This window comes from Kordiimonas sp. SCSIO 12603 (assembly GCF_024398035.1).
GTDB lineage: Bacteria > Pseudomonadota > Alphaproteobacteria > Sphingomonadales > Kordiimonadaceae > Kordiimonas.
In genome coordinates this window covers 3,168,247-3,192,798 of sequence record NZ_CP073748.1, presented here as the reverse complement: position 1 = coordinate 3,192,798, position 24,552 = coordinate 3,168,247, and the positions used below count along the sequence as shown (strand labels likewise).

Below are 24,552 nucleotides of genomic sequence, written 5' to 3'. Positions count from 1 at the left end.
ATAATAAGCCTTTGGTAAAGAGTGACGTTAGATGTGTATTTGGTCAACAGGAAACTAGTCTCTCGGTTGATAATCTATTCTTTGAGAGTTAAGTGTATTCAGCCGTTTAATGATTGCGGGATCGGTTTCTTTGCCGCAGCCCATGCTAAGTATAGCTTTGCGCCAGTAGTAAATCATTTTAGGCTCAGGGAGTTCCTGTTTTCTCACTGTACTGGTTACATCAATCACGCCGCCAGACATGATATCAACACGTCCTTTAATCAGCATGTTAAGCGCTACATCGTCGGTGGGTGTGAGTACCATATCGAAGCCACCCAGTTCCTTTAGTTTAGATGTATTGGCGGTACCATCTGTGGCAGCGATTTTATATTGGCGAAGATCGTCAAGAGACTTTGCCGTGATCAAGCTTTCTGATCTTTTATAAAAAGCCCAGCCACCGATAAGAATTGGGCCAACCCATGTGTAACGCGGTAACCGTTCTGGCGTTTCGTTAAAGGCAAAGATGCAGTGGTTTTTCTTTAAGGCTTCTCTTTTACCTCGTTTATGGGGCATCACAGCGAGGGTGTATTGGATATCAGCCTTCCTCATAAGAGAGAAAATGATTTCAGAAACAGTCCCTGTTACTTTGCCTGTTGTTTGATCCGTATGTGTGAAGGGATAATTTTCTTCAGTAATTAAATGAAGTTGCTCATCTATCGATATAGGTGTCGCTTGCAAAAGAGCGGCACTGGCGAGTGATAACAGGAAACTCATCTTCAAACCCAAACGTGAAAATATTCATAAATATTATTCTATAGAATGGTTAACAAAGTTTCCTGTTTCTTTTAGCTATCGTTATTTGAGTTTGGGAACTGGAAATTTAATATCGCCACGACATAAAAACCAAGGATTAAGGAAGGTTTTGAGGTCTTTCGCGTAGGTAAGGGGTGATCCGTCTGAAATTTCAACATGTCCGCCTGCTGCCAAAAGTACAGCATGAGCAGCCGCCGTATCCCATTCGCATGTTGGCCCAAGGCGTGGATATAAATCCGCTTCACCTGTCGCCAGGAGGCATAATTTCAAGCTCGATCCAATGGAAACATTTTCTGCACCGGGGAAATGTTTCAGATATGCTTCTAATTCTGGAGATCTATGGGATTTACTGGCAACAATAACGAGGTTGTCTTTATCTGCGGCGCGGGTCGAAATTACTTGTTTATTCACAAGTTTGCCATCTGCGACATCGGCGATCCACGCACCTTCACCTACAAGGCCCCAGTAACATTTGTTCATAGCAGGTGCCAATACAAAGCCCATGATGGGAGTGCCGTCTTTAATCAATCCGATGTTAACAGTAAAATCTGATCCCTTTTTAATGAACTCTTTTGTACCGTCCAACGGGTCTACCAACCAGAAGGTGCCGCCCGAAATGTCAGGGCATTGCCCTTCAGATTTTGCTTCCTCACCAACAATAGGAATGTCAGGAGCCATCGTCTGCAGAGCCGCGGTTATTATTTCTTCGCCTTTGCGGTCTGCCTCAGTAACGGGAGATTGATCGGCCTTTCCGTAAACCTTGAAGTCCGAGTGATATACATCCATCACCACATCGCCAGCTTGAAGAATAGTGGTTAGAATAGGTTCAATTAAGGCGTTCATTTCCATGTAGGATGACCTTCAAATATTTCTTATGTGACATATTCCCTTGGCCCTGTAATAATCCTTCTATAGAGTTATTAGATAAGGCCATTTGTGGATTTAGTGGCACAATTTTTAAAACGCCACAAGTAATGCATACTATTCGACTGCAGGAGATAATTTATGCCTAAAATGGATTTCGCAGCCTTATTGTGCTCGCGGCTTTGCCATGATCTGGTAAGTCCAGTGGGGGCAATTAATAATGGGCTTGAAATTCTTGAGGAAGAGCAGGATGCAAGTATGCGGGATGCTGTTCTTGATTTGATTTCCAAATCCACTCAACAAACAGCAAATAAACTGCAGTTTTTTAGACTCGCTTTTGGAGCTGCGGGCGGTTTTTCTGAGCACTTGGATGTATCTGAGGCTGAAAAAGCTATGCGTGCGTTGCTCAGCGGTAGCCGTGTAGAATTGGAATGGCAGTCTTCTGTGCGTAGCTTGTCGAAAAACGTCGTAAAGTTGCTGTTAAATTTAGGCCTTACTACGTTTGAAACATTAATCCGCGGCGGAAGCTTGCGTGTTGAAGTATCCGAGGATAGTAATCAATACACGCTGAAGATGACTGGGGTGGGGAACCGGATCATTCTACAGGAAGGTGTTAAGGCAGCTTTATTAGGGGAAGTTTCTGAAGAAGAAGTAGAACCTAGAACAGCTCCGGCTTTTCTGGCGGCAACAATAATAGGGGAATGTGATGGGCAAATTACAATCAATGATATTGATGGCGAGACGTTAGAAGTGAAAGCCGTAATAATTTCAGATAATTAATTCTGAAATAATGTGTAATATTTTACACGTTCTTAACCTTTTTCGTCAAATTTGGGGCAATGGTGAATTGTTTGGTAACCAGCCTCATAATTCCTGACTTTAGTATTTTTCCATGCAGGGGCGACCGAGATGGATGATCTGTTAAATGAATTCCTAACCGAAACAGCGGAAAGCATTGATGTTGTTGATATTGAGCTTGTGAAGCTCGAACAAGATCCTAACAACAAGGAAGTATTGGATAATATCTTCCGCCTAGTGCACACAATTAAAGGTACATGTGGCTTCCTTGGGCTACCAAGGCTTGAATCAGTAGCGCATGCATCTGAAAACGTACTTGGCAAATTCCGAGATGGTGAACTTGAAGTTTCCGAGCATTCGGTAACGGTGATTCTCGAGAGTTTGGACCGTATTAAAGAAATTCTCGCTGGCCTTGAGGCAACGGAAGAAGAGCCTGATGGTGATGATAGTGATCTGATCAATCGTCTGGACGCGATTGCTGAGGGTGCAGACGCGGCGCCTGTTGAAGATGAGCCTGACACCGTTGATGGCGAGATTGTTGATACAACACTTGGGCGTGCACTGAAGCCTGGTGAAGTATCTCTGGAAGAGCTTGAAGCTGCATTTGCAAATGCACCGGGCCCTGAAGATACGGCGGATGACACGGTACCTGAACCTGAAGCAGCAGCCCCGGCTTCATCTGGTGGTTCTCTTTACGACCGTGTTGGTGGTGAAGATAGTGTGGCGGTGGCCGCGCATTTGATTGCGACACGTATCGCAAATGATGATCAGCTTAAGAAGTTTTTTGAAGCTGTCGCGATTGATCTTCGTAAATCGAAGTTCCTTGGCCTGATGATGGCTCTCTTTAAGGATGATATTGATGCGGCGGACACCATTGGTCGTCAACTGGTAACGGTTACAGGCTTTGGTGATGGGCACTTTGATAAGATGCTTAAACTTGTCAAAGAAGCTCTCGTTGAATGTCAGGTATCAAGTGATGATGCCGATGAAGCGGTGATGACATTTGAACTTATTCGCGAAGCTGTTGTGAATGCTTCGAAGGAAGTTGCAAAATCCACCCCAAATAAAGCAGGTACCGAGCAGAAAGCAGGCCCGGCCGCTGGTGCTTCAGGTCCTGCAAAAGAGACGAAGAAGGTATCGCAGTCTATTCGTGTGAACGTGGAACTGCTTGAAGATTTGATGAATATGGTTTCAGAACTTGTTCTGACCCGTAACCAGCTTCTGCAGATTACACGTAATCTGGATAATACAGAGCTTGCAGTACCGCTTCAGCGCCTTAGCCAGTGTACTACTGAGTTGCAGGAAAACGTGATGAAAACGCGGATGCAGCCAATCGGTAACGCTTGGGCAAAACTGCCGCGTATTGTACGTGACTTGACAGTCGAACTTGATAAGAAAATTGAACTTGAGATGATCGGTGCTGACACAGAACTGGATCGTCAGGTTCTTGAGCTTATCAAAGACCCGCTTACTCACATGGTTCGTAACTCTGCCGATCACGGTATTGAGACACCTGCAGTGCGGATGGCAAATGGTAAGCCTGAGCAAGGTACGATTACTTTGAATGCTTTCCATGAAGGCGGTCACATCATCATTGAAATTAAAGATGATGGTGCAGGTATTCCGGTTGCTAAGCTTGCGAAGAAAATTTTGGAAAAAGGTCTGGCGACGGAAGCAGAACTTGCTGAAATGTCAGATAATCAAATCCAGAAATTCATTTTCCACCCAGGTTTCTCTACAGCGGAGCAGGTAACAAGTGTTTCCGGCCGTGGTGTAGGGATGGACGTTGTGCGTTCAAATATCGAGAAAATCGGTGGCACCATCGACATGACCTCGGTTGAGGGCAAGGGCACAACGTTTGATATCAAGATCCCACTGACACTAGCAATTGTTGCTGGCCTTATCGTTAAGGCACAGGAAGAGCGTTATGCAATTCCTCAAATCAGCGTACTTGAGCTGGTGCGTGCTTCAGCGAATTCAAGCAATAATTCAGAACATAAGATTGAGACCATTAACAACGCGCCTGTTCTTCGTTTGAGGAACCGTTTGTTGCCGCTTGTGTATCTAAATGAAGTGCTTGGCTTTATGACACGCGAAGAAATTGATGCACGTGAAGAAGCTGATGATTTCATTGTTGTAACACAGGTAGGTCCATTCACTTTTGGTATCGTTGTGGATCAGGTGTTCGATACCGAAGAGATCGTTGTGAAACCTGTTGCACCTATCCTGAAGGATTTGGATATTTACTCAGGTAATACTATCCTCGGTGATGGTAGTGTAATTATGATCCTTGATCCAAACGGTATTGCATCTCTTGCGAATAATGGTGTTCAGGATCAACAGCAAGATGCTGATGGTGAGCAAGAAGCCGTGCAACGAGCTAGATACGACGAAACAGAGAGCATGCTTGTGTTCACCGCTGGTGGTGGTAATCCTAAAGCTGTACCGTTAGCTCTTATTGCTCGACTAGAGGAAATCGATACTGCTGATGTTGAGATTTCAGACGGTCGCCATATGGTTCAATATCGTGGTAACCTCATGCCTCTCATTAAAGCAAACCCGGATATGGAGTTGTTGGAAGAAGGCAGGCAGCCAGTTCTTGTGTTCACTGACCGTGAATACACAATGGGCCTCGCGGTTGATGAGATTAAAGATATTGTAGAAGAGAAGCTTGATGTAAAACTGGCTTCTAATCAGGCTGGTGTTGTTGGTTCTGCGGTAATTGCAGGAAAAGCTTCCGAAGTTATTGATGTATCTTATTATTTGAACCTGGCATTCTCAGATTGGATGCGTTCTGGTGAGATGGTTGAAGAAGGTTTGGATAATCGTGGCCTGCAACTGCTTCTTGTCGATGATAGTGATTTCTTCCGTAATATGGTGAAACCGGTTCTAACAGTAGCGGGTTATAGTGTTGCTACTGTTTCGAGCGCTGCTGGTGCACTTCAGATGATGGAAGACGGTCAGATGTTTGATTTGATTATCTCTGACATCGAAATGCCGGATATGAATGGATATGAATTCGTTGCGGCAGCTAAGGCTGATGATCGCTGGGCGAGTACTCCAATCGTTGCTTTGTCGTCTCTTGCGAAAGAGAAAGATATCAACAGAGGGTATGAGGCTGGCTTTGATGATTATGTAGCGAAATTCGATAAGGATACGCTGCTGAGAAGTCTGGCACAGCAACTTAAAATCAAAGGAGATGCAGCATGAATGATCTCGTAGTGCGTGATGATTTAAGTGTTGTAGCTGTCGGCACTGGTAGTCAGGATTTTGTAACCATCAAACTTGCTGGCCAGACATTGGGTATCCCGGTTCTTGCTGTGCATGATGTGCTAAATGCCCAGAAAATTACCAAGATCCCGCTGGCCCCTAAATGGGTTTCTGGTGTGTTGAACCTGCGTGGTAGAATTGTAACCGCCATTGACCTGCGTAACCGCTTGGGGCTTGATCCGCTTGAAGGCGATAAGCAAAGCATGTCAGTTGTAGTAGAGCATAACGAAGAACCATATAGTTTGCAGATTGATTCTGTGGGAGAAGTATTATCTCTCGATGATCAGCTTTTCGAACGTAATCCGGTGACGCTTGACCCTCGTTGGAGAGAAGTGAGCCGTGGTATTTACCGTTTGGAGGGGGAATTGTTACCGATTCTGGATGTAGACAAACTTCTTGCCTTTGAAACTCAAGGAAAAGCTGCTTAAACTAAGGTGAAGCGGTTTCCCCTTTTCAAAGGATATTTTGGGAGATACTGAATATGAAACTCTGTCTTGTTGTCGATGATTCCAGAGTGATTAGAAAAGTCGCAAGGCGCATTCTGGAAGAACTGAACTTCGAGATTGAAGAAGCTGTTGATGGACAGGACGCGCTCGATGCGTGTGATCGTAACCTGCCTGATGTGGTTCTTCTTGATTGGAATATGCCGGTTATGGACGGTTTGCAGTTTTTAAAAACGCTGCGTGCCAAAGATGGTATTGAACAGCCAGTTGTTGTTTTCTGTACAACAGAGAACGATATGTCACACATTCGCACAGCAATTGAGGCGGGTGCCAACGAGTATATTATGAAGCCGTTTGATCGTGAAATCATCGAGGCTAAATTCTCGCAAGTTGGTTTGATTTAATCAGGATAATTGAGTGCACTCTATTGTGAGCAAGGCATCTGAAAGCTTAAAAGAGCCGGGTCCATACCGTGTTATGGTGGTGGACGATAGTGCCATTATTCGTGGATTTCTTTGTAGGTATTTATCAGAAGACCCAGATATCGAAGTGGTAACAACAGCTAATAATGGCGCTGTTGCACTACGGCAGATTGAAAAGCACGATCTCGAAGCGGTTGTGCTTGATATTGAAATGCCTGAGATGGATGGGATGACGGCGCTTCCAAAATTAATTGAGAAGGTGCCGGACATTAAAGTTGTTATGGCATCTACGCTTACGCGTAAGAATGCTGAGATTAGTTTGCGTGCTTTACAGATGGGCGCGGTGGATTATGTTCCAAAGCCGGAAACAGCACGTTCAGTGAATGCTAATATCGATTTTCGCCGTGAATTGGTGGATAAAGTTAAAGCATGGGCGGGGCGTAGGCGTTCCAAGCGTGGTGAGGCATTGCCTGTGTCTGCAAAAGCAGCGACAGGGCCTGCAACAGCTCGTGAAAGCGTAGCTTTCGCGAAACCTGAAGCAAAAGCAAAACCTGCTGGCTTTGTAGCAGCGCCAACTAGACCAAAGCCTACTCCTGTGGTGACACGCGCTGTAAAGCCTGAAGCAGCCGTTGCGCCGCAAACTGGTGGCACAGCGTTTACACTGCGTAAGCAGATGGGTATTCCGAAGAAACCACAAGCTCTTCTTGTTGGATCTTCAACGGGTGGACCACAGGCGCTGATGAAGTTTTTTGGGCAATTTAAAGATAAGCAACCAAAGGTACCTATCCTGATTACCCAGCATATGCCAGCAACTTTTACGGCCATTCTTGCAGATCACCTCGGGCAGACAACTGGATGGCCTTCGCAGGAAGCGGTTGATGGTTTAGAGCTGATAGGCGGTAATATTTATGTTGCTCCGGGCGGTAAGCACATGGAAGTGGCAGAAGAAAATGGTAAAAAAATTGTTCGGTTAACGGATGATCCACCAGAAAATTTCTGCAAGCCAGCGGTTGATCCACTCTTTAGAAGTGCGAGTAAACTATATGGTGGTGCTACACTTGCCGTTATTTTAACCGGCATGGGGCACGATGGTCTAAAAGGGGCCAGAGATTTGGTGAGAGCGGGGGGTACGCTCTTGGCACAAGATGAAGCGTCCAGCGTGGTGTGGGGTATGCCAGGCGCCGTAGCGACAGCAGGGCTTTGTACTGAGGTGCTGTCTATTGATGATTTGGGCGACGCGACTGTGAAGCGGTTGCAAGGAGGACACTAGTGAATACAGCTGATTTTGACTTTCTCGCAGGGACTCTGAAAGAGCGGTCAGGCCTGATGCTGACACCGGACAAGGTGTATCTCCTTGAAAGTAGGCTGACGCCACTTGCACGGAAACGAGGCCTGGATACACTTGATGCACTGGTCCAGAAATTACGGATGAAGACAGATCAGACGTTGTTGAAAGATGTGACGGAAGCGATGACTACAAATGAGTCGTTCTTCTTCCGTGACAACACACCGTTTGATCTTTTCAAAAATCATGTGTTGCCAGCAATGGAAAAGGCACGTGGTACACAGAAACGTTTACGCATTTGGTGTGCAGCTGCTTCAACAGGGCAGGAGCCGTATTCGCTTGCGATTTTGTTGAAAGAGGCAGGTATTAAGTATAGCAATTGGAATATTGAAATTGTTGGCACAGATATTTGTACGCAGGTTCTTGAAAAGGCTAAGGCCGGCAAATATAGCCAGTTCGAAGTACAGCGTGGTCTGCCAATTCAGCTACTTATCAAATATTTCACGCAGGAAGGCGATGTTTGGCAGTTAAGCGATGATATTCGCAATATGGTAAAATTCCGCCCATTTAACTTGCTTGATAACTTTGCGGCACTGGGTACGTTTGATGTGATTTATTGTCGTAACGTATTGATTTATTTTGATCAGAAAACTAAAGGCCAAGTGCTTGACCGTATGCGTAAAGTTTTGGCGAGTGATGGAACCTTGTTCCTTGGTGCTGCAGAAACCGTTCTGGGTATTACAGATTCTTTCAAACCTGTTAAAGGCCAGCGAGGAATGTATGTTCCGTCAGATGGTACTGCGGAACAGTTGATGGGGTTGGGTTAGAAAATCCAACCTTTTTAGGAATAGATACAAAAAAAAGCGGCTTGAAGGCCGCTTTTCTTTTACCTGTATTTGCAGGCCTTATCCAGCGGCTGCATCTACTTCATTTTCAGGATTACGAAGAACATATCCACGCCCCCAAACGGTTTCAATATAGTTGTCGCCTTCAGAAGCTGCCGCTAGCTTTTTACGGAGCTTACAGATGAATACATCAATAATTTTCAGCTCAGGCTCGTCAATGCCGCCATAAAGATGGTTTAAGAACATCTCTTTGGTTAACGTGCTGCCCTTTCTCAAGGAGAGGAGCTCAAGCATCGCGTATTCTTTACCAGTAAGATGGACGCGCTGGGAGCCAATTTCCACCGTCTTAGTATCAAGGTTAACAGCTAACTTGCCTGTCTTGATAATAGACTGTGAATGACCTTTAGAGCGGCGTACAATCGCATGGATACGTGCAACTAATTCCTCTTTATGGAAAGGTTTAGTCATATAGTCATCGGCACCGAAGCCAAGACCTTTCACCTTATTTTCCATTTCTGTCAGGCCTGACAAAATGAGAATAGGAGTATTCACCTTCGCTGTGCGAAGCTTCTTAAGAACATCATACCCGTGCATATCTGGAAGGTTTAAATCCAGTAAAATAATATCGTAATCGTATAACTTGCCCAGATCGAGGCCTTCTTCTCCGAGATCAGTGCTATATACGTTAAAACCTTCTGAGTTCAGCATCAATTCAATGCTGCGGGTCATCGTAGGATCGTCTTCAATCAATAGAACACGCATATTATTTCCCCTAAAGGTTTGCGACAAAGATAGACAAAACGTTCCTCAAGTTGTCTATTCTTTATCTTCCCTATGCTTTTATTTGGCCAGCAGTAACGCGTGCTTGCTTTATTATTGTTAACGAAGGTTAACGATATGTCCAATAAAAATTAAATTGCTGAGATTGATTTGATTATTAACCTTACTGTTTTTACTATTATTTAAACCGTTTGTAAGATTATATGAGCTCTGGGTATCAATAATTTTACGTTGTCTTGCGTTTTTTGGGGTGTGGTAATTGCACAGTCTTATTCAGGAAGTTGAGCGAATAAGAACTGAACGTCGCTACGGTCGTGTAGCCGGTGTTCGTGGTTTGCTTGTTGAAGTGTCTGGCATTGGCCAGCATGTTTCTATTGGGTCTCGTCTCGAGGTGGAAACACGTGATTTTCGCCGTGTACCTATTGAGATTATTGGCTTTCGCCACGATACCGCGCTTGCTATGCCTTATGCTCAGCTTGAAGGTGTTGGGGTCGGCTGTAAGGCCGTTCTTACTCAATCAGACCCTGTCGTTTTTCCTTCCAACGGTTGGCTCGGGCGGGTGGTTAATGCCTTTGGAGAACCTGTTGATGGTAAGGGCCCGATAGTGCACGGTACGAAACCTCGCCTTTTGCGTGCAGGGCCGCCACCAGCTCATAACCGCCAGAGAGTAGGACAAAAAATTGATCTTGGTGTCCGGGCACTTAACACATTTGTGAGCTGCTGTCAGGGACAGCGGATGGGTATTTTTGCCGGTTCAGGTGTTGGTAAGTCGGTTCTCCTTTCCATGATTGCACGTCATTCTGATGCCAATATCAGTGTTATTGGTCTGATTGGTGAGCGGGGCAGAGAGGTTCAGGAGTTTATTGAAGATGATCTCGGACCTGATGGGCTTGCTAAATCTGTCGTAGTTGTTGCGACTTCTGATGAAAGCGCTCTGATGCGCCGACAAGCAGCATACATGACCCTTACGCTTGCAGAACATTTCCGCGACGAAGGTGCTGATGTAATGTGTTTGATGGATAGCGTAACACGTTTTGCTATGGCACAGCGCGAAATCGGGCTTGCAGGCGGTGAACCGCCAACCAGCAAAGGCTATACGCCGACTGTATTTACTGAGTTACCAAGGTTGTTGGAGCGTGCTGGGCCTGGGCCACGTGGTGCTGGTAACATAACGGGCCTTTTCACCGTTCTTGTAGAGGGTGATGACCATAACGAGCCTGTGGCAGATGCAGTGCGCGGTATTTTGGATGGCCATATTGTGATGGAACGAGCTATTGCCGAGCGAGGCAGATACCCTGCCATCAACGTGTTGAAGTCAGTATCTAGAACCATGCCGCGCTGTAATACGGATGATGAAAATATTCTGGTGCGGGAGGCCAAACGTTATATGTCCACCTACACGGATATGGAAGAGATGATAAGGCTTGGTGCTTACCGGCAGGGTAGTAACCCAGATGTAGATGCAGCCATTGGATATAATCCTCATATTGAAGAGTTCCTTGGACAGTGGAAAGATGATCAAACATCGCTGTTGGATGGATATGCGAGATTACGCCAGATTATGGAAATGGGGCCTGCTGCTGCAGTGCTTTCCGGACAACAATAGGGTATATTTTCATAGATGATTGAAAGCCTTCAAAATCTTATACGTTTAAGGAAGTGGGAGCTTGATGAAGCCCGGCGTGTTCTCGCTGAAATGCTTGAGGAACGCGATGAGATGGTGCGTCGTATTGAAGCGATTGATGCCGAGATGGCAGACCAATCTAAAAACTCTGAATTGGAAGTATTTGCGACATCCTTGGGGGCATATATGGAAGGTTCTCGGAAACAGCAAAAAATCATCTATGACCAGATTGTGCAGAAAGATACTGTTATAGAAGAGCAGCAGGATAAGGTTGCTGAAAGCTTTCGAGAATTAAAAACGTATGAGATTGCTCTGGAGCAACAACAAAAGAAGAAAGCACAAAAACTTGCTAAGTTTGAGCAGGATATGCTCGATGAGCAAGGGTTACAGCGATATTTCCAGAAAGATGATATGTTTGATAGCGCTCAGTAAGGCGTTTGACAGAAGTTAATTCACCTCTCCCTTAGTTTCTGCTACAGAAAGAGTATATAGGGCAGGGAGTTAGCTGAATGAGCATTGATACGAAAGCTGGTGCGACTAGAGAAACACTTCAGGAATATGATCGGGCGCACCATATGCATCCTTTCACAGCGCCCGCATCTTTAAAACAAGCACCACCGTTTCTAATTGAAAACGCTAAAGGTTGCCTGATTGGTGGCCAGGGAATTCAGCTTCTGGATATGATGGCTGGTCTCGGCGGAGTAAATGTGGGGTACGGCCGCAAGGAGCTCTCTGAAACATGTGCTAAAGCCATGGATCAACTTAGCTACTATCATAGCTTTTCAGCAGTCTCTAATCCAACTGCAGCTGCTCTGGCAGGTAGAATTGCAGAGATCACACCAGCAGGTATGAACAAGGTTTTCTTCGCGAACTCTGGTTCGGAAGCGAATGAGACTATTCTTAAGATTATTGCCATGTATTGGCGTAAGAAAAACCAGCCACAGAAGAAGATTATCATTACTCGTGATTATGCCTATCACGGTAGCACAATGGCGACAACGGCCCTCAATGGCAATGAAGCCATGCATGAAGTGTTTGGGCTGGAGCCGGGTGAGAATGTCTGTAAGGTGCCAGCGCCATATTGGTACCGTAAAGGTGGCGATAAAACACCAGAAGAACATGGTCAGGAAATGATCGAAGCTCTTGAAGCTGCCATTCAGGAAAAAGGTGCTGAAAACATAGCCGCCATGTTTGTTGAACCAATTCAGGGAACTATGGGCGCTGTCGTGCCCCCGGAAGGATACATGCCAGCAGTAGAAGCAGTATGCAGGAAAAATGATATCCTTCTGGTAGCTGATGAAGTTGTGACTGGGTTTGGCCGTACCGGTAATTGGTTTGCACAGGAAACCTTTGGTTTCAAAGCAGATATCATGACACTTGCGAAAGGTATGGCTTCTTCTTACGTACCAATTTCTGCCGCTGTTATTCATGACAGCATTTCTGAAGTTCTAGAAAGCGGTGATGATATCTTCCAACACGGTTTCACGACATCATCGCACCCGGTGATGTGTGCAGTTGCTCTTCGTAATATTGATATTCTAAAAGAAGAAGGCTTGATTGAAAGAACCCATAGCGATACCGGGCCTTATTTCGCCAAACGCTTGAAAGAACTTGAAGCTCATCCGCTTGTAGGGGAAGTGCGTTGTAGCGGCTTGATGGCGGGGATTGAGCTTACCAAGAATAAAGAAACAAGAGAACAATACCCCCTTGAAGGAAATGTATGTGATGCGGTTTCTCAGGCATGTTTGATGCGCGGGGTCGTTCTCCGGCCAACAGGTAATGTGTTGGTGATGTGTCCGCCACTTGTCATTAACCATCAGGAAATTGATTTTGCTATAGCAATTCTTCAGGAAGCTCTTACTGAAATTTATGGCAAGCTACAGGCAATGTAATAGACCGTAATAAAACTAATATTTGAAGCGCCAGCAAACTATTCAGGTTTTGCTGGCGTTTTGCTTTTGATCATAAGGATATTGCCGAGGACAACCAGAGAAAGCCCCGCTGCCGCATATAATGTCCAAGTAAAGCCTTCAAGGAAGGTAGAGATAAAGAGCGCGACAAGCGGCATCATTACCGACATATAGGCTGCCTTAGCTACGCCAATTTCATCGATAAGCCAGAGATATAGAGAGAAGGCAACTACAGTCCCCATCACGGAGAGATAAAGTAGAGCGCCATAATATTCAGGCCTTGGGTCAAGAGTAGGAGCGCCAGCAGTAATGAGTGCGGCTAGCAGATTAAAGGCGGTGCCATACGCCATGCCCCAGGCATTGAAAGGGAGAAGTGGTAAGGATTTTACCTTTTTTGTACCAACAATGGTGTTGCCGAATGAAGCTAGTAGCGTCCCAAAAACACAAGCTGCAAGTCCGTAGGTGGTCATATCCCCTAGGTCAAAGCTCTGTATTTCTGGTTTAAAGATTAAAACCAACCCAAAAACACCCAGCATTGCGGCCGCAAAAGTTGAAAATTGTACATCAGTTTTAAGGAATAACTTCCCATTCACTATATTCAAAAAGGATAGCAGTGAGAAAGCAACGGCTACCAGTCCTGACGTAAGATGAATAGTACCAAGGTACATCATGTTATAGTTAGCGGAGAATAAGAAAAAACCCGTTCCCAGCATATAAAGATGTGCTGATTTCGAGAAAGAAAGCGGTAGTTTTTTATAGTAGCACCAAGCAAATAATAATGCTGAAGCCAAGCCAAAACGGTAGGTAAGCGACCACTCTTTGGCCACATAGCCGAGTTGCCACTCAATACCATACCAAGTGGAGCCCCAAATAAGAACACAGGCTGCAAAAGCTAGAACAACACGCATACACTTCTTCCCTTCTAAGAGGAGAGGGGTATCACGCTATGAAGAACTGTCAAGAAAAGAGGATTGAGCTTTCGGACAAGGCAATCTTTATGATTTATTTGCCAGTAGTGCAGCCGCACTAACGGGAAATTCTTCACCCGCAATGAAGCTCAGGCTACCGCTGAAGTTATTGGCAAGCAAAGCATCAGAAAAGATCGTTCGGGTATCGTGTTCAAGCGTCAGAGGTAGCGCTCTTTCCGTACGGACAGTAAGGTCAAATTTTCGTTCGCGAATATAGCCATCCAGTTGGACAGTACCTAATACCGAAAATAATATCTCCAGAATGAAGCGTTCTGCGTTGTTACCGTCTTGTTCGTCTGATCCTGAATTATCTCGATGGTCGTCGGGGTTAACATGTACTGGTTGTCCAAATAACAGTGCGATAAGTGGCATATCTCCCCGCGGATCGGTAGGGATTACAAATGTTCGCCAATCGCCAATAGTTTCACCGGCACTGTTGAGTAGGCGAGCTACATCTGATTTTAGTGCTTCAAGTAGGTTTGTGTTTGCCTGATGTAGAGCATTTTCCACTTTGTTACCAAGCCATGTATCTGGTCCTCCCCCCTTTAATGCTGACATGAGGAAAAGTAGGCTATTGGTTACCTTGCCGCCTGTTGATGCTGTCTTTGCAGCGAGTGCATTTGCCGCATCGGGATTAGATTGAGCAAGTACGGAAAAAGCTTCCTGTAAACTAGGCCATGTGCCTGTCGTGCTGGCAACAAGCGGTGCAAGTTGCTGCGTTACCTCGGTTGGTATGGTCGCAGTTGCTGGTTGCTGTGGAATAATGGTTATGGGATCGCCTGCGTTTGGCCTGATAGTATTATCCAGCGTGATTTTTACATCGCCTAGAGGGGTTTCTAATCTAATGTCGCTTCTGGGGCCTGATGGGGCAAGAAAAGCCCGTAATGTGTGCACGGCCTGTACCTCAGTAGTTAACTGAGAAACATTGTTGGAGCCTGCTTCCGGGAACTGCACGGTAACCGTTCGGGTATGGGCACTTTCTGGTGCTGTTAGTTTTGCTTCATAGGTTGGAAGGTTATTTTGGAGTGTTTGAGCTTGCTGAGTTCGCGCAGCTTCGGAAACTCTGACGAGCTCACCTTTGAAGTTCGCTGTTTCTTTCGCAGGGACAATAAAATCACCTTTATCAGTTTCCAGTTTCACAAGTTCGCTTGTTGCGGACGCGGTTAACAGCGAAACCGGTAGAGACTTTACATCATTTGCGGTAACGGGGGTTTGGGACAATACCTGTGCTACTTCCTTTGGCGATACTTGACTAATGGCAGGGTCAAGTATCTGCAGATTTACAGAAGCCCCTGAGAACGTTGTTGCTGTAATAATAGGCCCTAAACCATCTGGTGACGCAGAAACAGGCGACGTAGCCTTCTGGGTTTGTGCTGCTATTTGGTCAGATAATTTCTGCGTGTCTGCTATGGTTTTTTCCTGCTGCGCAGAGAGGAGCGTCGCTAAATCTTGGCTGCTTGCTCTGATAATAGCTTGATCCGGATTATCAGCAGGTGGTTTGAAAGATGTATGGTCGGTTATCTCTGGCCGAATTTGGTTTTGGGTTTGTCCCTGAGTAAGAAGGCTCGTAGTATCAGGTAAGGGAGCGTTTTTGACAACAGCCGTAGGTCTGTATGGAACGCTATTAACTCTCACATCAACAGGTAGTTGTTGAGTTTGGTGCTGCTGTGTTTCAACTGCTTCAGTGCCTCCCGTATTATGCACGGAAATCACAATTAGCTGCACATTAATGGGCGGATTAACTGGGATGTTGTTACGGGCTAACAAGCCCGCTGTAACTTGCTTTCCAGTTTCGGTGATTTTTAGAACTGCGTCGTCCCCGGGTTTCAAACCAGCACTTGGTTTGAGAGCAAAGGTGGCCGTAGGCGTTTCGATGATAGGGCGACCTTCAGGGTCCTGTTGAAGTACTGGTGCTTTTAGTTCATCACCCACTCTGATGTGGGCTGCCGTAGCCGCGATAGAAACGGCTGGGTCGCGGGCCTCTAAGGCATGGCGGTTATCTTGATGGGCTCGTTGTTCGCCTTTTTCATCTGCTGTTGGGTTGCCAGTGTGTTTAGGGTCTTTAGAAGTAGCGGCAGCCTTCTCGGCTCCGTGTGTAACGGATTGAATGGGCTTTGGGGCCGGAGGGCCGCTGATATCGCTCATAAACGTCCCCCACGCTTAAGATTGCACCGGGTAGTATCAGCTTCTGGTAAGAGCCGCAGCCAGAGCCTTCACATCAGATGCCGCATCTGATTGCGGGTGTCTGACAAGGATAGGAACCTGCGAGCGAATAGCGTCCACTACTTTATCGTCTTTTCTAATAATACCGATAAGTGGGGGGGAAATCTTCAAAAATCCTTCACAGGCTTTTTTGATGGCTCCAAAGGCGCGTTCGCCTTCTTTCTTTGATCCAACGTTGTTTACAACAACAGCGATATCGGCTTTTGGGTTGCGCATTGCTGTAACCTTAATAAAAGCGTATGCATCTGTGAGCGATGTAGGATCGGCAGTCATTACAACAATAATCTTACCAGCATGGTTTGAAAGAGTCGTTACAGAAGGATCGATACCTGCGGCTAGATCTAACAGGATATGATCATAGTTAACTGTAAGTTTGGTCAGCCCCATGCGGATAGTATTCAGCGCCTGCTGAGAAAGTGCACCCAATGAACCAGAGCCTGATTTGCCGGGTAACACATCAAAGCTGCTGCCATCTTTATCACGGTAAGGCTGGGCAATCCCCGCAAAATTGGACTGCCCCGAAATAACATGGCCCAAGTCCATCTCTGGTACGATACCAAGCTGAATATCTACATTTGCTAGCCCAAGGTCGCCATCAAAAAGAGCCACCTTTTTATTGAGATGCGAAAGAGCGTGGGCAAGGGTAACGGATAGCCATGTTTTACCAACGCCACCTTTACCAGATGCAACGGTAATAAAGCGTTTCTCGAGTGCTTTGATATCTGGGGTTTGTGTTTCGTTGGTCATGTTACTGATCCGTGCTGAAAGAATTATTATTTGTTTTTGGTAGTGCAGATAAAACGCGTGCAAATTCACGAGGATTTGCAGTTTCCAAACCATCTGCAACAAAAGGGCTTCTACTGATTGCTGCAAGAGATAAGTATCCTGGGCGAGCTGCCATCACGACACTTGCGTAGCGTCGGGCTGCATCTAGTCTTGTTGCAATAAAACGCTGGCACCCCATTCGAGCGAATACACCTGCAATCTCTTGCCCATCCAGTGGGTCAAGACCAGCTGGCATTACCAGTACTGGTTCCGCGTCGATTGCTTTGATGAATTTAAGCAGGGCTTCTAGTTCCTGCATATCAAAAGCGTTGGTGCCGGGCGTGTCAATGAGCGTTAGTCCATTGAAATTTGGTTTTTGTTTGACAACGGCAGCTAGCTCATCTGGCGTATCTGCTGTGGAAACAGTTTGTTTCATAAGCTGAGCAAAATGATCAAGCTGCTGAATGCCCGCTGCCTTCACTGTATCTGTAGAAATAAGGTGAACAGCACGTTCATGTAATAAAGCATCCGCAAGCAGCTTGGCAGTGCAGATGGTTTTACCAGCGCCCGGAGGGCCGACTAGCATTATTGGGCGGGCGTGCGAATCTGTGAGGGGGCTGAAACGGATTGTTGCTTCAAGTGCGTTACCAATTGCTTCAGATAAAGAAATAGCATTGAAGGAAAGCGCTGCCTGGTTAATGTTTTCAGCTGTTTCAAACGGTAGGCCGTGGTGATTAAGAACAGCACGAATATCGGCTTGATCAAATTCCGGTTCTGATGGGAACGGATGAGATGCTTCAAATGCCAGCGGTGTTTGAACCGGCTCAGGCGCTTCCTGCGGAGCAGGAGGTGTCATACCCGCCTCAACGGCCGCAGTGATACGAACACCGGAAGCGGATTCTTCTGTTTGGATGATGATCGCATCAGCGCCCAAGCTATTGCGCACTTGCTCCATCGCTTCAAACATGGATTTTGCGTGAAAGGTTTTTAAACGCATTGGTTAGTCTATTCCCCAATCAGGCCTTAACAGCCCGGTGCCCCTTATTAAATCTGCCCGAGTGTACGGATTTTTGCCTGTGGATGTATTTCATTCTGGCTCATTACCACAGTTGCCGGACGGAACCGCTCAATAATGGAGCGTACATACGGTCTAACGAGCGGGCTCGTCAATAGTACAGGTTGCTCGCCCCGGTCTGCCTGCTGATCATATACCATTCGAACAGCGTTGATAAACTCTTGTAGACGGGTAGGAGCCATTGCTAGCTGTTTTTCTTCGCCTTGGCCTACCAAGCTTTCAGCAAATGCCTGTTCCCATTCTGGCGATAGGGTAATCAGTGGCACAAGGCCATCCGGTGTTGCGTAGGCGGCGCAAAGTTGCCTTCCAAGTCGCGTACGAACATGTTCGGTGATCGATACAATATTCTGAGTGAAGCCTGTTGCCTCGGCGATACCTTCCAAAATAGTCGATAGATCCCGAATAGAGACACGCTCGATAAGCAGAGTTTGTAATACGCGCTGAATACCAGAGTTGGTGATCTGGTTTGGAACAATGTCGGTAACCAGTTTCTGATGTTCTGTTGAGAGGTCTTCCATCAGTTTCTGTGTTTCAGCGTAAGAAAGAAGATCAGCCATGTTATCTTTAATCACCTCGGTAAGGTGTGTCGTAATAACGGTGGCAGCATCAACAACAGTATAGCCTCGGAAGTTTGCCTCTTCTCGCGCTGACATATCTACCCATGTTGCGGGCAGACCAAACGCTGGCTCGGTTGTAGCTTCACCTGGTATCTGAACAGGCTGACCTTCAGGGTCCATGACGAGAAGCATGCCCGGGCGAATATCACCTCTGCCGACTTCAGTTTCTTTAACACGAAGTACATAACTGTTAGCAGGTAACTGCATGTTATCAAGAATACGTACAGAAGGCATTACAAAGCCCATTTCGCTCGCGATTTGGCGGCGTAGGGCTTTGATCTGATCCGTTAGGCGGAAGCCACTGTCATCGTTAATAAGTGCAAGAAGACCGTAACCAAGCTCAAGACGAAGCTGATCAATTGCAAGCGCCGACGAAATAGGTTCTTCGGCAGGTGGTGCAGCCTGTTCTTCTTGAATAGCCGCAGCTTCCTCTTCAGCTACTCTTTCATTTCGCTGTCCAAGGGCATATGCCAAATAGGCTAAAGTACCGCCAAATAGCGCAAATGGCAGGAATGGGATACCTGGCATGATGCCCATACCGAAAAGCAGAGTACTTGCAACACCAAGAGCGCGAGGTCTTGCTGCCATCTGGCCAAATAAAGCTTTGTCTGTTTGGCCCTGCATACCAGCTTTGGATACAAGCATACCAGCAGCTGTTGATACGATCAGCGCAGGAATTTGGGAAACCAAGCCATCACCGATCGTCAAAATAGTATAGCGGCTGCTGGCATCAGCAAAACTGAGGTCATTGATGACTACACCAATGATAATCCCGCCTACGATATTGATCACCGTGATCAACAGGCCTGCAATGGCATCGCCACGCACGAATTTCGCGGCACCATCCATGGAGCCAAAAAAGGTACTCTCCATTTCCAGTTCTTTACGGCGGGTTATGGCTTCTTTTTCATCAATAAGGCCAGAGGATAGATCGGCATCAATGGCCATTTGTTTACCGGGCATCGCATCCAAACTGAAGCGGGCTGCAACCTCGGCAATACGGCCAGAACCTTTGGTAATTACAATAAAGTTTACAATGACCAGAATGGCAAAAACGATGATCCCGATGACCACTTGACCGCCCATAAGGAACTCGCCAAAGGCCTCAATAACACTACCAGCTGCATCGGTACCGGTATGACCTTCAGACAGAATAAGTCTGGTTGAAGCCAAATTCAGCGATAGTCGGAGCATGGTCGCTACCAGTAGTACAGTTGGAAAACTGTTAAACTGGAGCGGTTTTTCAAGGAACAATACTGTCATAAGAACCATGACGGAAAAAGTCATGGAGGCCGCAAGGGCAATATCGAGAAGCCAACTTGGCATTGGCATAATGAGCATGAGCAGAATAGCAACTACACCGCCTGCGAAAGCGATGTCGGAACTTTTCATCCCATTCAGTAGACTGCCCAGAAGCGGATTACCGCCGCTTGGTTCTGGGCTATTACTTGGAGCTGCATCACTCATTTAAATCTGCCAACTTTTCATCTACTCAATACAAGTGCTTAAACTGGTGACCGGGCACCAGAATCCCCAGGCTGAGGAACCGAAACGCCTTCTGAATTATACTGGTTAAGCTTATTTCTGAGTGTCCGAATAGAAATTCCCAGAATATTAGCCGCGTGTGTACGGTTCCCTAAGCAGTGCTTGAGGGTATCAATAATTAGATCACGCTCTACCTCTGCAACAGTACGGCCTACAAGGCCTGCAACCATTGCATTTTCATCAGCGGTATCTGTTTGGCCAATAGGTGTTGATGAGGCCGCGGCAGGTGCAGATGCTACAGCACCGTCTGTTGCGTTGCCTCCTAGTGTTAGGTTACCGCTTGCATCGGGTAGCATAATAGCTTCTGGGCCGATCTCAGTGCCTGTAGCAAGAAGTATCGCACGGTGCATGGTGTTTTCCAGTTCACGTACGTTTCCTGGCCAGTTGTGCGCTGTTAGAACTTTAATTGCAGAATCAGATAGCTCACGATCATCAACGTGATTTACTTCGGCATATTTATGCGCAAAGTGCTTCGCGAGCACCTGAATATCTGCTGGCCGCTCACGCAGTGGCGGCACGCGCAGGTTCACAACATTTAGGCGGAAGAATAAATCCTCACGGAAATTTCCTTCCTTCACTTCATCTTGAAGGTTGCGGTTGGATGTTGCGATAATACGGATATCCACATTCACTGGTTTCGCACCACCAACGCGGTCGATTTGACGTTCTTGAATAGCACGTAAGAGTTTGGCTTGCAGGCGTACGTCCATCTCCGAAATCTCGTCCAGAAGTAAGGTGCCGCCATCAGCTTCTTCAAACTTACCAATCCTGCGGGCGACAGCGCCGGTGAAAGCCCCTTTTTCGTGCCCGAACAATTCTGACTCAAGAAGGTTTTCAGGAATAGCGGCACAGTTTACAGCAACGAATGGTTTGTTAGCACGACGGCTTTTTTCGTGCACGAAACGCGCCATCACTTCTTTACCAGTACCACTTTCGCCAGTTACCATAATACTGGCTTCAGATGGTGCTACTTGTTCCGCGAGGCTTGCAACGTTTTTCATAACCGGATCGCGGTAAATGAAAGATTGGCTGTCTTCAGACACAGCTTGCAGGACAGCAGCGATAAGTTCAGCGTCTGGGGGGAGTGGAATATATTCCTTTGCCCCGCCACGGATAGCAGCTGCTGCTACTTTAGGGTCCGTTCCAATTCCACAAGCAATCACTGGAATTGAGAAATGCTCGGCTCTTAACTGAGGGATAAGCCCAGGGATATCGTGGCTTACTTCCACCATAAGAAGATCGGCGCCTTTACTACGCAACAAAGCCATAGCTGTTTCAATATCAGGTGCGTGTGTTACGTGTGCACCTCGGTCCATTGCAATTTTGCTGGCAGCTCCTAGCTGGCCTTCCAATGTCCCAATAATCAGCAATCGCATTTTTAGTCTCCGTTTTACCTCTCCGCGCTCCTGCGGATTGGTTTCTAATTCTGTGCCTTGTTACTTGTAATAAGTGATGCGTTGTGCCGGCGGCAAAATGGTGTTGAGCAACATTTCCAACCGTCGAGGATTTTCGTTCCGCCGGATAGATGTTGCTCCCATCGCATACAAATTGTTTACAAGGGCTTCTTCTTCTGTGCAGTGTTCTGTTTTGGCAGCAAGTGGGATAAAAATCAGATGCGCCATAACAGCACCATAAAATGTTGTGAGTAGTGCTACAGCCATTGCAGGGCCTAGTGATGATGGGTCTTCTAGGTTACCAAGCATGCGCACTAAGCCAATTAGTGTACCAATAAGGCCCATAGCAGGGGCAACGTCGCCAGCTCGTCTTAGAAAATCTACAGAACGCATATGCCGTGCAGAAGCAGTACTAGCCTCACGTCTCATCATTTGTTCAATTTCATCTGGCTGTGAGCCATCAACAACCAACTGTATAGCCTGTGCAAGGAAAGGTGTGTCTTTAAGCCGAGGAATTAACCGCTCAAGCATAAGCACATCATTGTGTTTTCTTGCTTCTACAGCGATTTTCATAATTTTGATTGCTTCCTCGCTAGGCTCACGCTGGCTATGCCTCAGTAAAACCCAAATATTTCTTGGCAACGCCATCATTTCATTCAGGCGAAAACTGATGGCTGTTACTGCAAATGTGCCAATCACAACGATCAGGATACCCTGAAGGTTAATGAAGGCATTCGCAGAACCACCTATCAATATGGCACCAATGACCAGCAAGAATGCCGTTAACATTCCGAAAAGGGTGCTCATAAATGTTTGTCTCCCCGCCTGTGTGCGTTTCTTTAAGCTGTAGCGTTACCGTCCAGCTTAATGATTTCAGTCATTGTTACACCGAGATGGTCTTCTACAAGTACCACCTCACCACGGGCAACAAGCCTGTTATTCACATAAATATCAATGGCTTCGCCAACTTTACGGTCTAGCTCAATAACAGCTCCTGGTCCCAGTTTTAGCAGCTGATTTACCTCAAGAGATGAACGCCCCAGTACTGCCTGTACCTGAACAGGTACATCAAAAACTGGTTCAAGTTCTTGTGCAGAACGAACTTGCCCATCTTCTTTTTGAGCTAGATCAGGAGCTTTACCTTCACCAGAAGACAGTTCCTGAAGGCCAACATTATTTTCGTCTTCTCCAGCCATGTGATTCCCTTATTCCTATACAGGCTGCGCTGGAGGCGCAGTTTGTTCTTCAGTATTTGTTGCAACAGATTCAGTGAGATCAGAACCAGACATCACAAAACGTTGAACGGCATCTTCAATTTCCCTTTGAATATCAACAAATCGGCGTTCTGTCCCTCCATCAGGCCACTCTACGCGGCAATCTTGAGGGCCGAAGGATTGTTCACCGATCAAAACGATATCACCAGGAAAGTTAGTTTTAGTTTTCATATCTTCCAGACGTTCGCTAATGGCTTCAGATAGCGTTTCAGAAACCCTTACGATTAGCCGTGGTTCTTTGTTTGCAGTTGCCAGACAGTCTTCTATCAATGCTTCAATTTCCGCCAATGGTTGGTTGCGGATAAGAGCAGGGGATAGTTTGGAGGCAATAGCGTAAGCAAGCTGTACCATTTGTTGTTTAAGGCTTGCTTCAAGTTGAGCTTGTTGCGAGAAAAGTGCATGAGCCGCTTGAGCAACTTGTGACATTGCTTCTTGTGTAGCAGCTTCAATCTCTGTGAGTGCTTGTTGACGACCTTGCTCTTGCCCTTGTGTAAGTGCCGAAGCTTGCGCTGCCTGATTTTCTTGTTCTAACCTTTCGATTTCAAGATCATACCGACTTTTAGCGCCGCCATCGAAAGCTTGGTCAAAGGTGAATTTAATAGGGTCTGCCATGATTTTATCTCGCGTGATCTAGTAGATCAGCTCATCCTCGCCTTTGTTATCAGACAGGAGAATTTCGCCAGCTTCAGCAAGTTCTTTCGCTTTATTCACCATTTCCATTTGTGCTTCATCTACATCCCTGAGGCGTACAGGGCCCATCGCTTCCATATCCTCCCGCAGGATCTTTGCAGCACGTTCGGACATGTTAGAGAAGAAGAGATCTCTCAGCGTATCAGATGCACCTTTCATAGCGAGCGCAAGCTTATCTTTGTCGACATTTCTCAGAAGAGTTTGAACACCGCTTGGATCGAGATTTGAAAGGTCCTCAAATGTGAACATCAAAGCTCTAATGCGTTCTGCGCTATCGCGGTTTCTATCTTCAAGTGAAGCAAGGAAACGCGCCTCGGCACTACGATCTAGATAGTTGAAAATCTCAGCGATTGTTTCGTGACTATCTTTGCGGCTTGTACGCGCAAGGTTATTCATGAACTCTACGCGGAGTGTTTGTTCTACCTTGTCTAGAATATCTTTTTGCACTGATTCCATGCGGAGCATCCGCATGATAACTTCCATAGAAAAATCTTCAGGAAGCACAGCAAGCACGCGGGCAGCATGTTCGGCTTTAATCTTCTGCAGCACTACTGCCACTGTTTGTGGGTATTCATTTTTGAGGTAACTGGCGAGAACCATTTCGTTCACATTGCCCAGTTTATCCCACATAGTACGTCCCGCAGGGCCGCGGATTTCATCCATAATTTGTTGAACACGGTCAGATGGTAGCATTTTACCGAGAAGACGTTCGGTACTATCAAAGGAACCATTCAAACTGCCAACCGTTGATACCTTTGAGGCAAACTCGACAAACAGGGCTTCAACGGCTGCAGCTTCAACCTGCCCAAGCAAGGACATGTGCTGTGAAAGCTCTTTTACCTCATCTTCAGAGAGTTGATTCCAAATGTCTTTCCCGTGTTCCTCACCAATAGCCAGCATAAAAGCAGCGGCTTTTTGGGAACCAGTCATTTTTTCAAGCGCAATAGCGTTTTCGTCCATAAAACTAA

Annotated in this window: 22 protein-coding genes; 9 read left to right on the top strand and 13 right to left on the bottom strand. The window is 46.3% G+C overall.

All coding sequences use genetic code 11. The annotated features are described in order from the left end of the window. Window positions 1-54: 54 nt before the first annotated feature. Window positions 55-753: an ABC transporter substrate-binding protein gene (locus KFE96_RS14905; RefSeq protein WP_255833345.1), complete on the bottom strand. Its 699-nt coding sequence runs from the start codon at window positions 751-753 to the stop codon at window positions 55-57. 81 nt (window positions 754-834) lie between these two features. Beyond that, window positions 835-1,641, bottom strand: a complete 807-nt coding sequence (gene cysQ / locus KFE96_RS14900; protein WP_255833344.1) for a 3'(2'),5'-bisphosphate nucleotidase CysQ — start codon at window positions 1,639-1,641, stop codon at window positions 835-837. 156 nt (window positions 1,642-1,797) lie between these two features. Between cysQ and KFE96_RS14895 the strand changes: the two genes are divergently transcribed. The 6 genes from KFE96_RS14895 (at window position 1,798) to KFE96_RS14870 (ending at window position 8,701) form a co-directional block, all read left to right on the top strand. Next, the gene (locus tag KFE96_RS14895; RefSeq protein WP_255833343.1) at window positions 1,798-2,436 is read left to right on the top strand and encodes a histidine phosphotransferase family protein; all 639 of its coding nucleotides are present in this window, start codon (window positions 1,798-1,800) and stop codon (window positions 2,434-2,436) included. 129 nt (window positions 2,437-2,565) lie between these two features. Beyond that, window positions 2,566-5,664 carry a hybrid sensor histidine kinase/response regulator gene (locus KFE96_RS14890; protein ID WP_255833342.1) on the top strand — a complete coding sequence of 1,033 codons (3,099 nt, stop codon included), beginning with the start codon at window positions 2,566-2,568 and terminating at the stop codon, window positions 5,662-5,664. Beyond that, entirely contained in the window at window positions 5,661-6,152 is a 492-nt protein-coding gene (locus KFE96_RS14885) for a chemotaxis protein CheW (protein ID WP_247016468.1), read from the top strand. The genes KFE96_RS14890 and KFE96_RS14885 overlap by 4 nt, the downstream gene beginning before the upstream one ends. A gap of 53 nt (window positions 6,153-6,205) precedes the next feature. Then, a complete protein-coding gene (locus KFE96_RS14880; protein WP_247016466.1) occupies window positions 6,206-6,571 on the top strand; it encodes a PleD family two-component system response regulator in 366 nt (121 codons plus the stop codon). Between the two features lie 73 nt (window positions 6,572-6,644). After that, the gene (locus KFE96_RS14875; protein WP_370650598.1) at window positions 6,645-7,859 is read left to right on the top strand and encodes a chemotaxis response regulator protein-glutamate methylesterase; all 1,215 of its coding nucleotides are present in this window, start codon (window positions 6,645-6,647) and stop codon (window positions 7,857-7,859) included. Continuing rightward, complete coding sequence (locus KFE96_RS14870; protein ID WP_247016463.1) at window positions 7,859-8,701, top strand: protein-glutamate O-methyltransferase CheR; 843 nt, start codon at window positions 7,859-7,861, stop codon at window positions 8,699-8,701. The genes KFE96_RS14875 and KFE96_RS14870 overlap by 1 nt, the downstream gene beginning before the upstream one ends. Before the next feature lie 78 nt (window positions 8,702-8,779). Here KFE96_RS14870 and ctrA read toward each other — a convergent pair whose 3' ends face one another. Further along, complete coding sequence (gene ctrA, locus KFE96_RS14865; protein ID WP_247016461.1) at window positions 8,780-9,481, bottom strand: response regulator transcription factor CtrA; 702 nt, start codon at window positions 9,479-9,481, stop codon at window positions 8,780-8,782. 277 nt (window positions 9,482-9,758) lie between these two features. On the opposite strand from ctrA, the gene fliI reads away from it, so the two are divergent. The 3 genes from fliI to KFE96_RS14850 all read left to right on the top strand — a co-directional run bounded on the left by fliI (window position 9,759) and on the right by KFE96_RS14850 (window position 13,015). Next, window positions 9,759-11,105: a flagellar protein export ATPase FliI gene (gene fliI, locus KFE96_RS14860; protein WP_255833339.1), complete on the top strand. Its 1,347-nt coding sequence runs from the start codon at window positions 9,759-9,761 to the stop codon at window positions 11,103-11,105. A 15-nt stretch (window positions 11,106-11,120) separates the two neighbouring features. Then, window positions 11,121-11,555, top strand: a complete 435-nt coding sequence (locus KFE96_RS14855) for a hypothetical protein (protein WP_255833338.1) — start codon at window positions 11,121-11,123, stop codon at window positions 11,553-11,555. Between the two features lie 77 nt (window positions 11,556-11,632). Continuing rightward, entirely contained in the window at window positions 11,633-13,015 is a 1,383-nt protein-coding gene (locus KFE96_RS14850) for an aminotransferase (RefSeq protein ID WP_255833337.1), read from the top strand. Between the two features lie 38 nt (window positions 13,016-13,053). Here the strand turns inward: KFE96_RS14850 and KFE96_RS14845 are convergent, their stop codons facing one another. The 10 genes from KFE96_RS14845 to fliG form a co-directional block, all read right to left on the bottom strand. Then, window positions 13,054-13,941, bottom strand: a complete 888-nt coding sequence (locus tag KFE96_RS14845; protein ID WP_255833336.1) for a DMT family transporter — start codon at window positions 13,939-13,941, stop codon at window positions 13,054-13,056. An 87-nt stretch (window positions 13,942-14,028) separates the two neighbouring features. Then, complete coding sequence (locus KFE96_RS14840) at window positions 14,029-16,146, bottom strand: hypothetical protein (RefSeq protein ID WP_255833335.1); 2,118 nt, start codon at window positions 16,144-16,146, stop codon at window positions 14,029-14,031. 36 nt (window positions 16,147-16,182) lie between these two features. Beyond that, a complete protein-coding gene (locus KFE96_RS14835; RefSeq protein WP_304665232.1) occupies window positions 16,183-16,971 on the bottom strand; it encodes a MinD/ParA family protein in 789 nt (262 codons plus the stop codon). A 1-nt stretch (window position 16,972) separates the two neighbouring features. Then, window positions 16,973-17,986 carry a hypothetical protein gene (locus KFE96_RS14830; RefSeq protein WP_255833334.1) on the bottom strand — a complete coding sequence of 338 codons (1,014 nt, stop codon included), beginning with the start codon at window positions 17,984-17,986 and terminating at the stop codon, window positions 16,973-16,975. 47 nt (window positions 17,987-18,033) lie between these two features. Further along, window positions 18,034-20,148 (bottom strand): flagellar biosynthesis protein FlhA, encoded by a 2,115-nt coding sequence (gene flhA, locus KFE96_RS14825; RefSeq protein ID WP_247016448.1) that lies wholly within the window; start codon window positions 20,146-20,148, stop codon window positions 18,034-18,036. 38 nt (window positions 20,149-20,186) lie between these two features. Beyond that, window positions 20,187-21,602: a sigma-54 dependent transcriptional regulator gene (locus tag KFE96_RS14820; protein ID WP_255833333.1), complete on the bottom strand. Its 1,416-nt coding sequence runs from the start codon at window positions 21,600-21,602 to the stop codon at window positions 20,187-20,189. A gap of 60 nt (window positions 21,603-21,662) precedes the next feature. Then, window positions 21,663-22,427, bottom strand: a complete 765-nt coding sequence (locus KFE96_RS14815) for a motility protein A (RefSeq protein ID WP_255833332.1) — start codon at window positions 22,425-22,427, stop codon at window positions 21,663-21,665. 32 nt (window positions 22,428-22,459) lie between these two features. Beyond that, window positions 22,460-22,816, bottom strand: coding sequence for a flagellar motor switch protein FliN (gene fliN, locus KFE96_RS14810; protein ID WP_247016442.1), 357 nt, complete (start codon window positions 22,814-22,816; stop codon window positions 22,460-22,462). Between the two features lie 15 nt (window positions 22,817-22,831). After that, the gene (locus tag KFE96_RS14805; RefSeq protein ID WP_255833331.1) at window positions 22,832-23,506 is read right to left on the bottom strand and encodes a FliH/SctL family protein; all 675 of its coding nucleotides are present in this window, start codon (window positions 23,504-23,506) and stop codon (window positions 22,832-22,834) included. Window positions 23,507-23,524: 18 nt separating this feature from the next. Beyond that, window positions 23,525-24,544, bottom strand: coding sequence for a flagellar motor switch protein FliG (gene fliG / locus KFE96_RS14800; protein ID WP_255833330.1), 1,020 nt, complete (start codon window positions 24,542-24,544; stop codon window positions 23,525-23,527). Between the last annotated feature and the right edge of the window lie 8 nt (window positions 24,545-24,552).

What these genes read in the sequence shown, in the direction of transcription:
- KFE96_RS14905 (WP_255833345.1), bottom strand. Translation starts at nt 753, where the DNA reads ATGAGTTTCCTGTTATCACTCGCCAGTGCCGCTCTTTTGCAAGCGACA.
- cysQ (WP_255833344.1), bottom strand. Translation starts at nt 1,641, where the DNA reads ATGGAAATGAACGCCTTAATTGAACCTATTCTAACCACTATTCTTCAA.
- KFE96_RS14895 (WP_255833343.1), top strand. Translation starts at nt 1,798, where the DNA reads ATGCCTAAAATGGATTTCGCAGCCTTATTGTGCTCGCGGCTTTGCCAT.
- KFE96_RS14890 (WP_255833342.1), top strand. Translation starts at nt 2,566, where the DNA reads ATGGATGATCTGTTAAATGAATTCCTAACCGAAACAGCGGAAAGCATT.
- KFE96_RS14885 (WP_247016468.1), top strand. Translation starts at nt 5,661, where the DNA reads ATGAATGATCTCGTAGTGCGTGATGATTTAAGTGTTGTAGCTGTCGGC.
- KFE96_RS14880 (WP_247016466.1), top strand. Translation starts at nt 6,206, where the DNA reads ATGAAACTCTGTCTTGTTGTCGATGATTCCAGAGTGATTAGAAAAGTC.
- KFE96_RS14875 (WP_370650598.1), top strand. Translation starts at nt 6,645, where the DNA reads ATGGTGGTGGACGATAGTGCCATTATTCGTGGATTTCTTTGTAGGTAT.
- ctrA (WP_247016461.1), bottom strand. Translation starts at nt 9,481, where the DNA reads ATGCGTGTTCTATTGATTGAAGACGATCCTACGATGACCCGCAGCATT.
- KFE96_RS14855 (WP_255833338.1), top strand. Translation starts at nt 11,121, where the DNA reads ATGATTGAAAGCCTTCAAAATCTTATACGTTTAAGGAAGTGGGAGCTT.
- KFE96_RS14850 (WP_255833337.1), top strand. Translation starts at nt 11,633, where the DNA reads ATGAGCATTGATACGAAAGCTGGTGCGACTAGAGAAACACTTCAGGAA.
- KFE96_RS14845 (WP_255833336.1), bottom strand. Translation starts at nt 13,941, where the DNA reads ATGCGTGTTGTTCTAGCTTTTGCAGCCTGTGTTCTTATTTGGGGCTCC.
- KFE96_RS14840 (WP_255833335.1), bottom strand. Translation starts at nt 16,146, where the DNA reads ATGAGCGATATCAGCGGCCCTCCGGCCCCAAAGCCCATTCAATCCGTT.
- KFE96_RS14835 (WP_304665232.1), bottom strand. Translation starts at nt 16,971, where the DNA reads ATGACCAACGAAACACAAACCCCAGATATCAAAGCACTCGAGAAACGC.
- KFE96_RS14830 (WP_255833334.1), bottom strand. Translation starts at nt 17,986, where the DNA reads ATGCGTTTAAAAACCTTTCACGCAAAATCCATGTTTGAAGCGATGGAG.
- flhA (WP_247016448.1), bottom strand. Translation starts at nt 20,148, where the DNA reads ATGAGTGATGCAGCTCCAAGTAATAGCCCAGAACCAAGCGGCGGTAAT.
- KFE96_RS14820 (WP_255833333.1), bottom strand. Translation starts at nt 21,602, where the DNA reads ATGCGATTGCTGATTATTGGGACATTGGAAGGCCAGCTAGGAGCTGCC.
- KFE96_RS14815 (WP_255833332.1), bottom strand. Translation starts at nt 22,427, where the DNA reads ATGAGCACCCTTTTCGGAATGTTAACGGCATTCTTGCTGGTCATTGGT.
- fliN (WP_247016442.1), bottom strand. Translation starts at nt 22,816, where the DNA reads ATGGCTGGAGAAGACGAAAATAATGTTGGCCTTCAGGAACTGTCTTCT.
- KFE96_RS14805 (WP_255833331.1), bottom strand. Translation starts at nt 23,506, where the DNA reads ATGGCAGACCCTATTAAATTCACCTTTGACCAAGCTTTCGATGGCGGC.
- fliG (WP_255833330.1), bottom strand. Translation starts at nt 24,544, where the DNA reads ATGGACGAAAACGCTATTGCGCTTGAAAAAATGACTGGTTCCCAAAAA.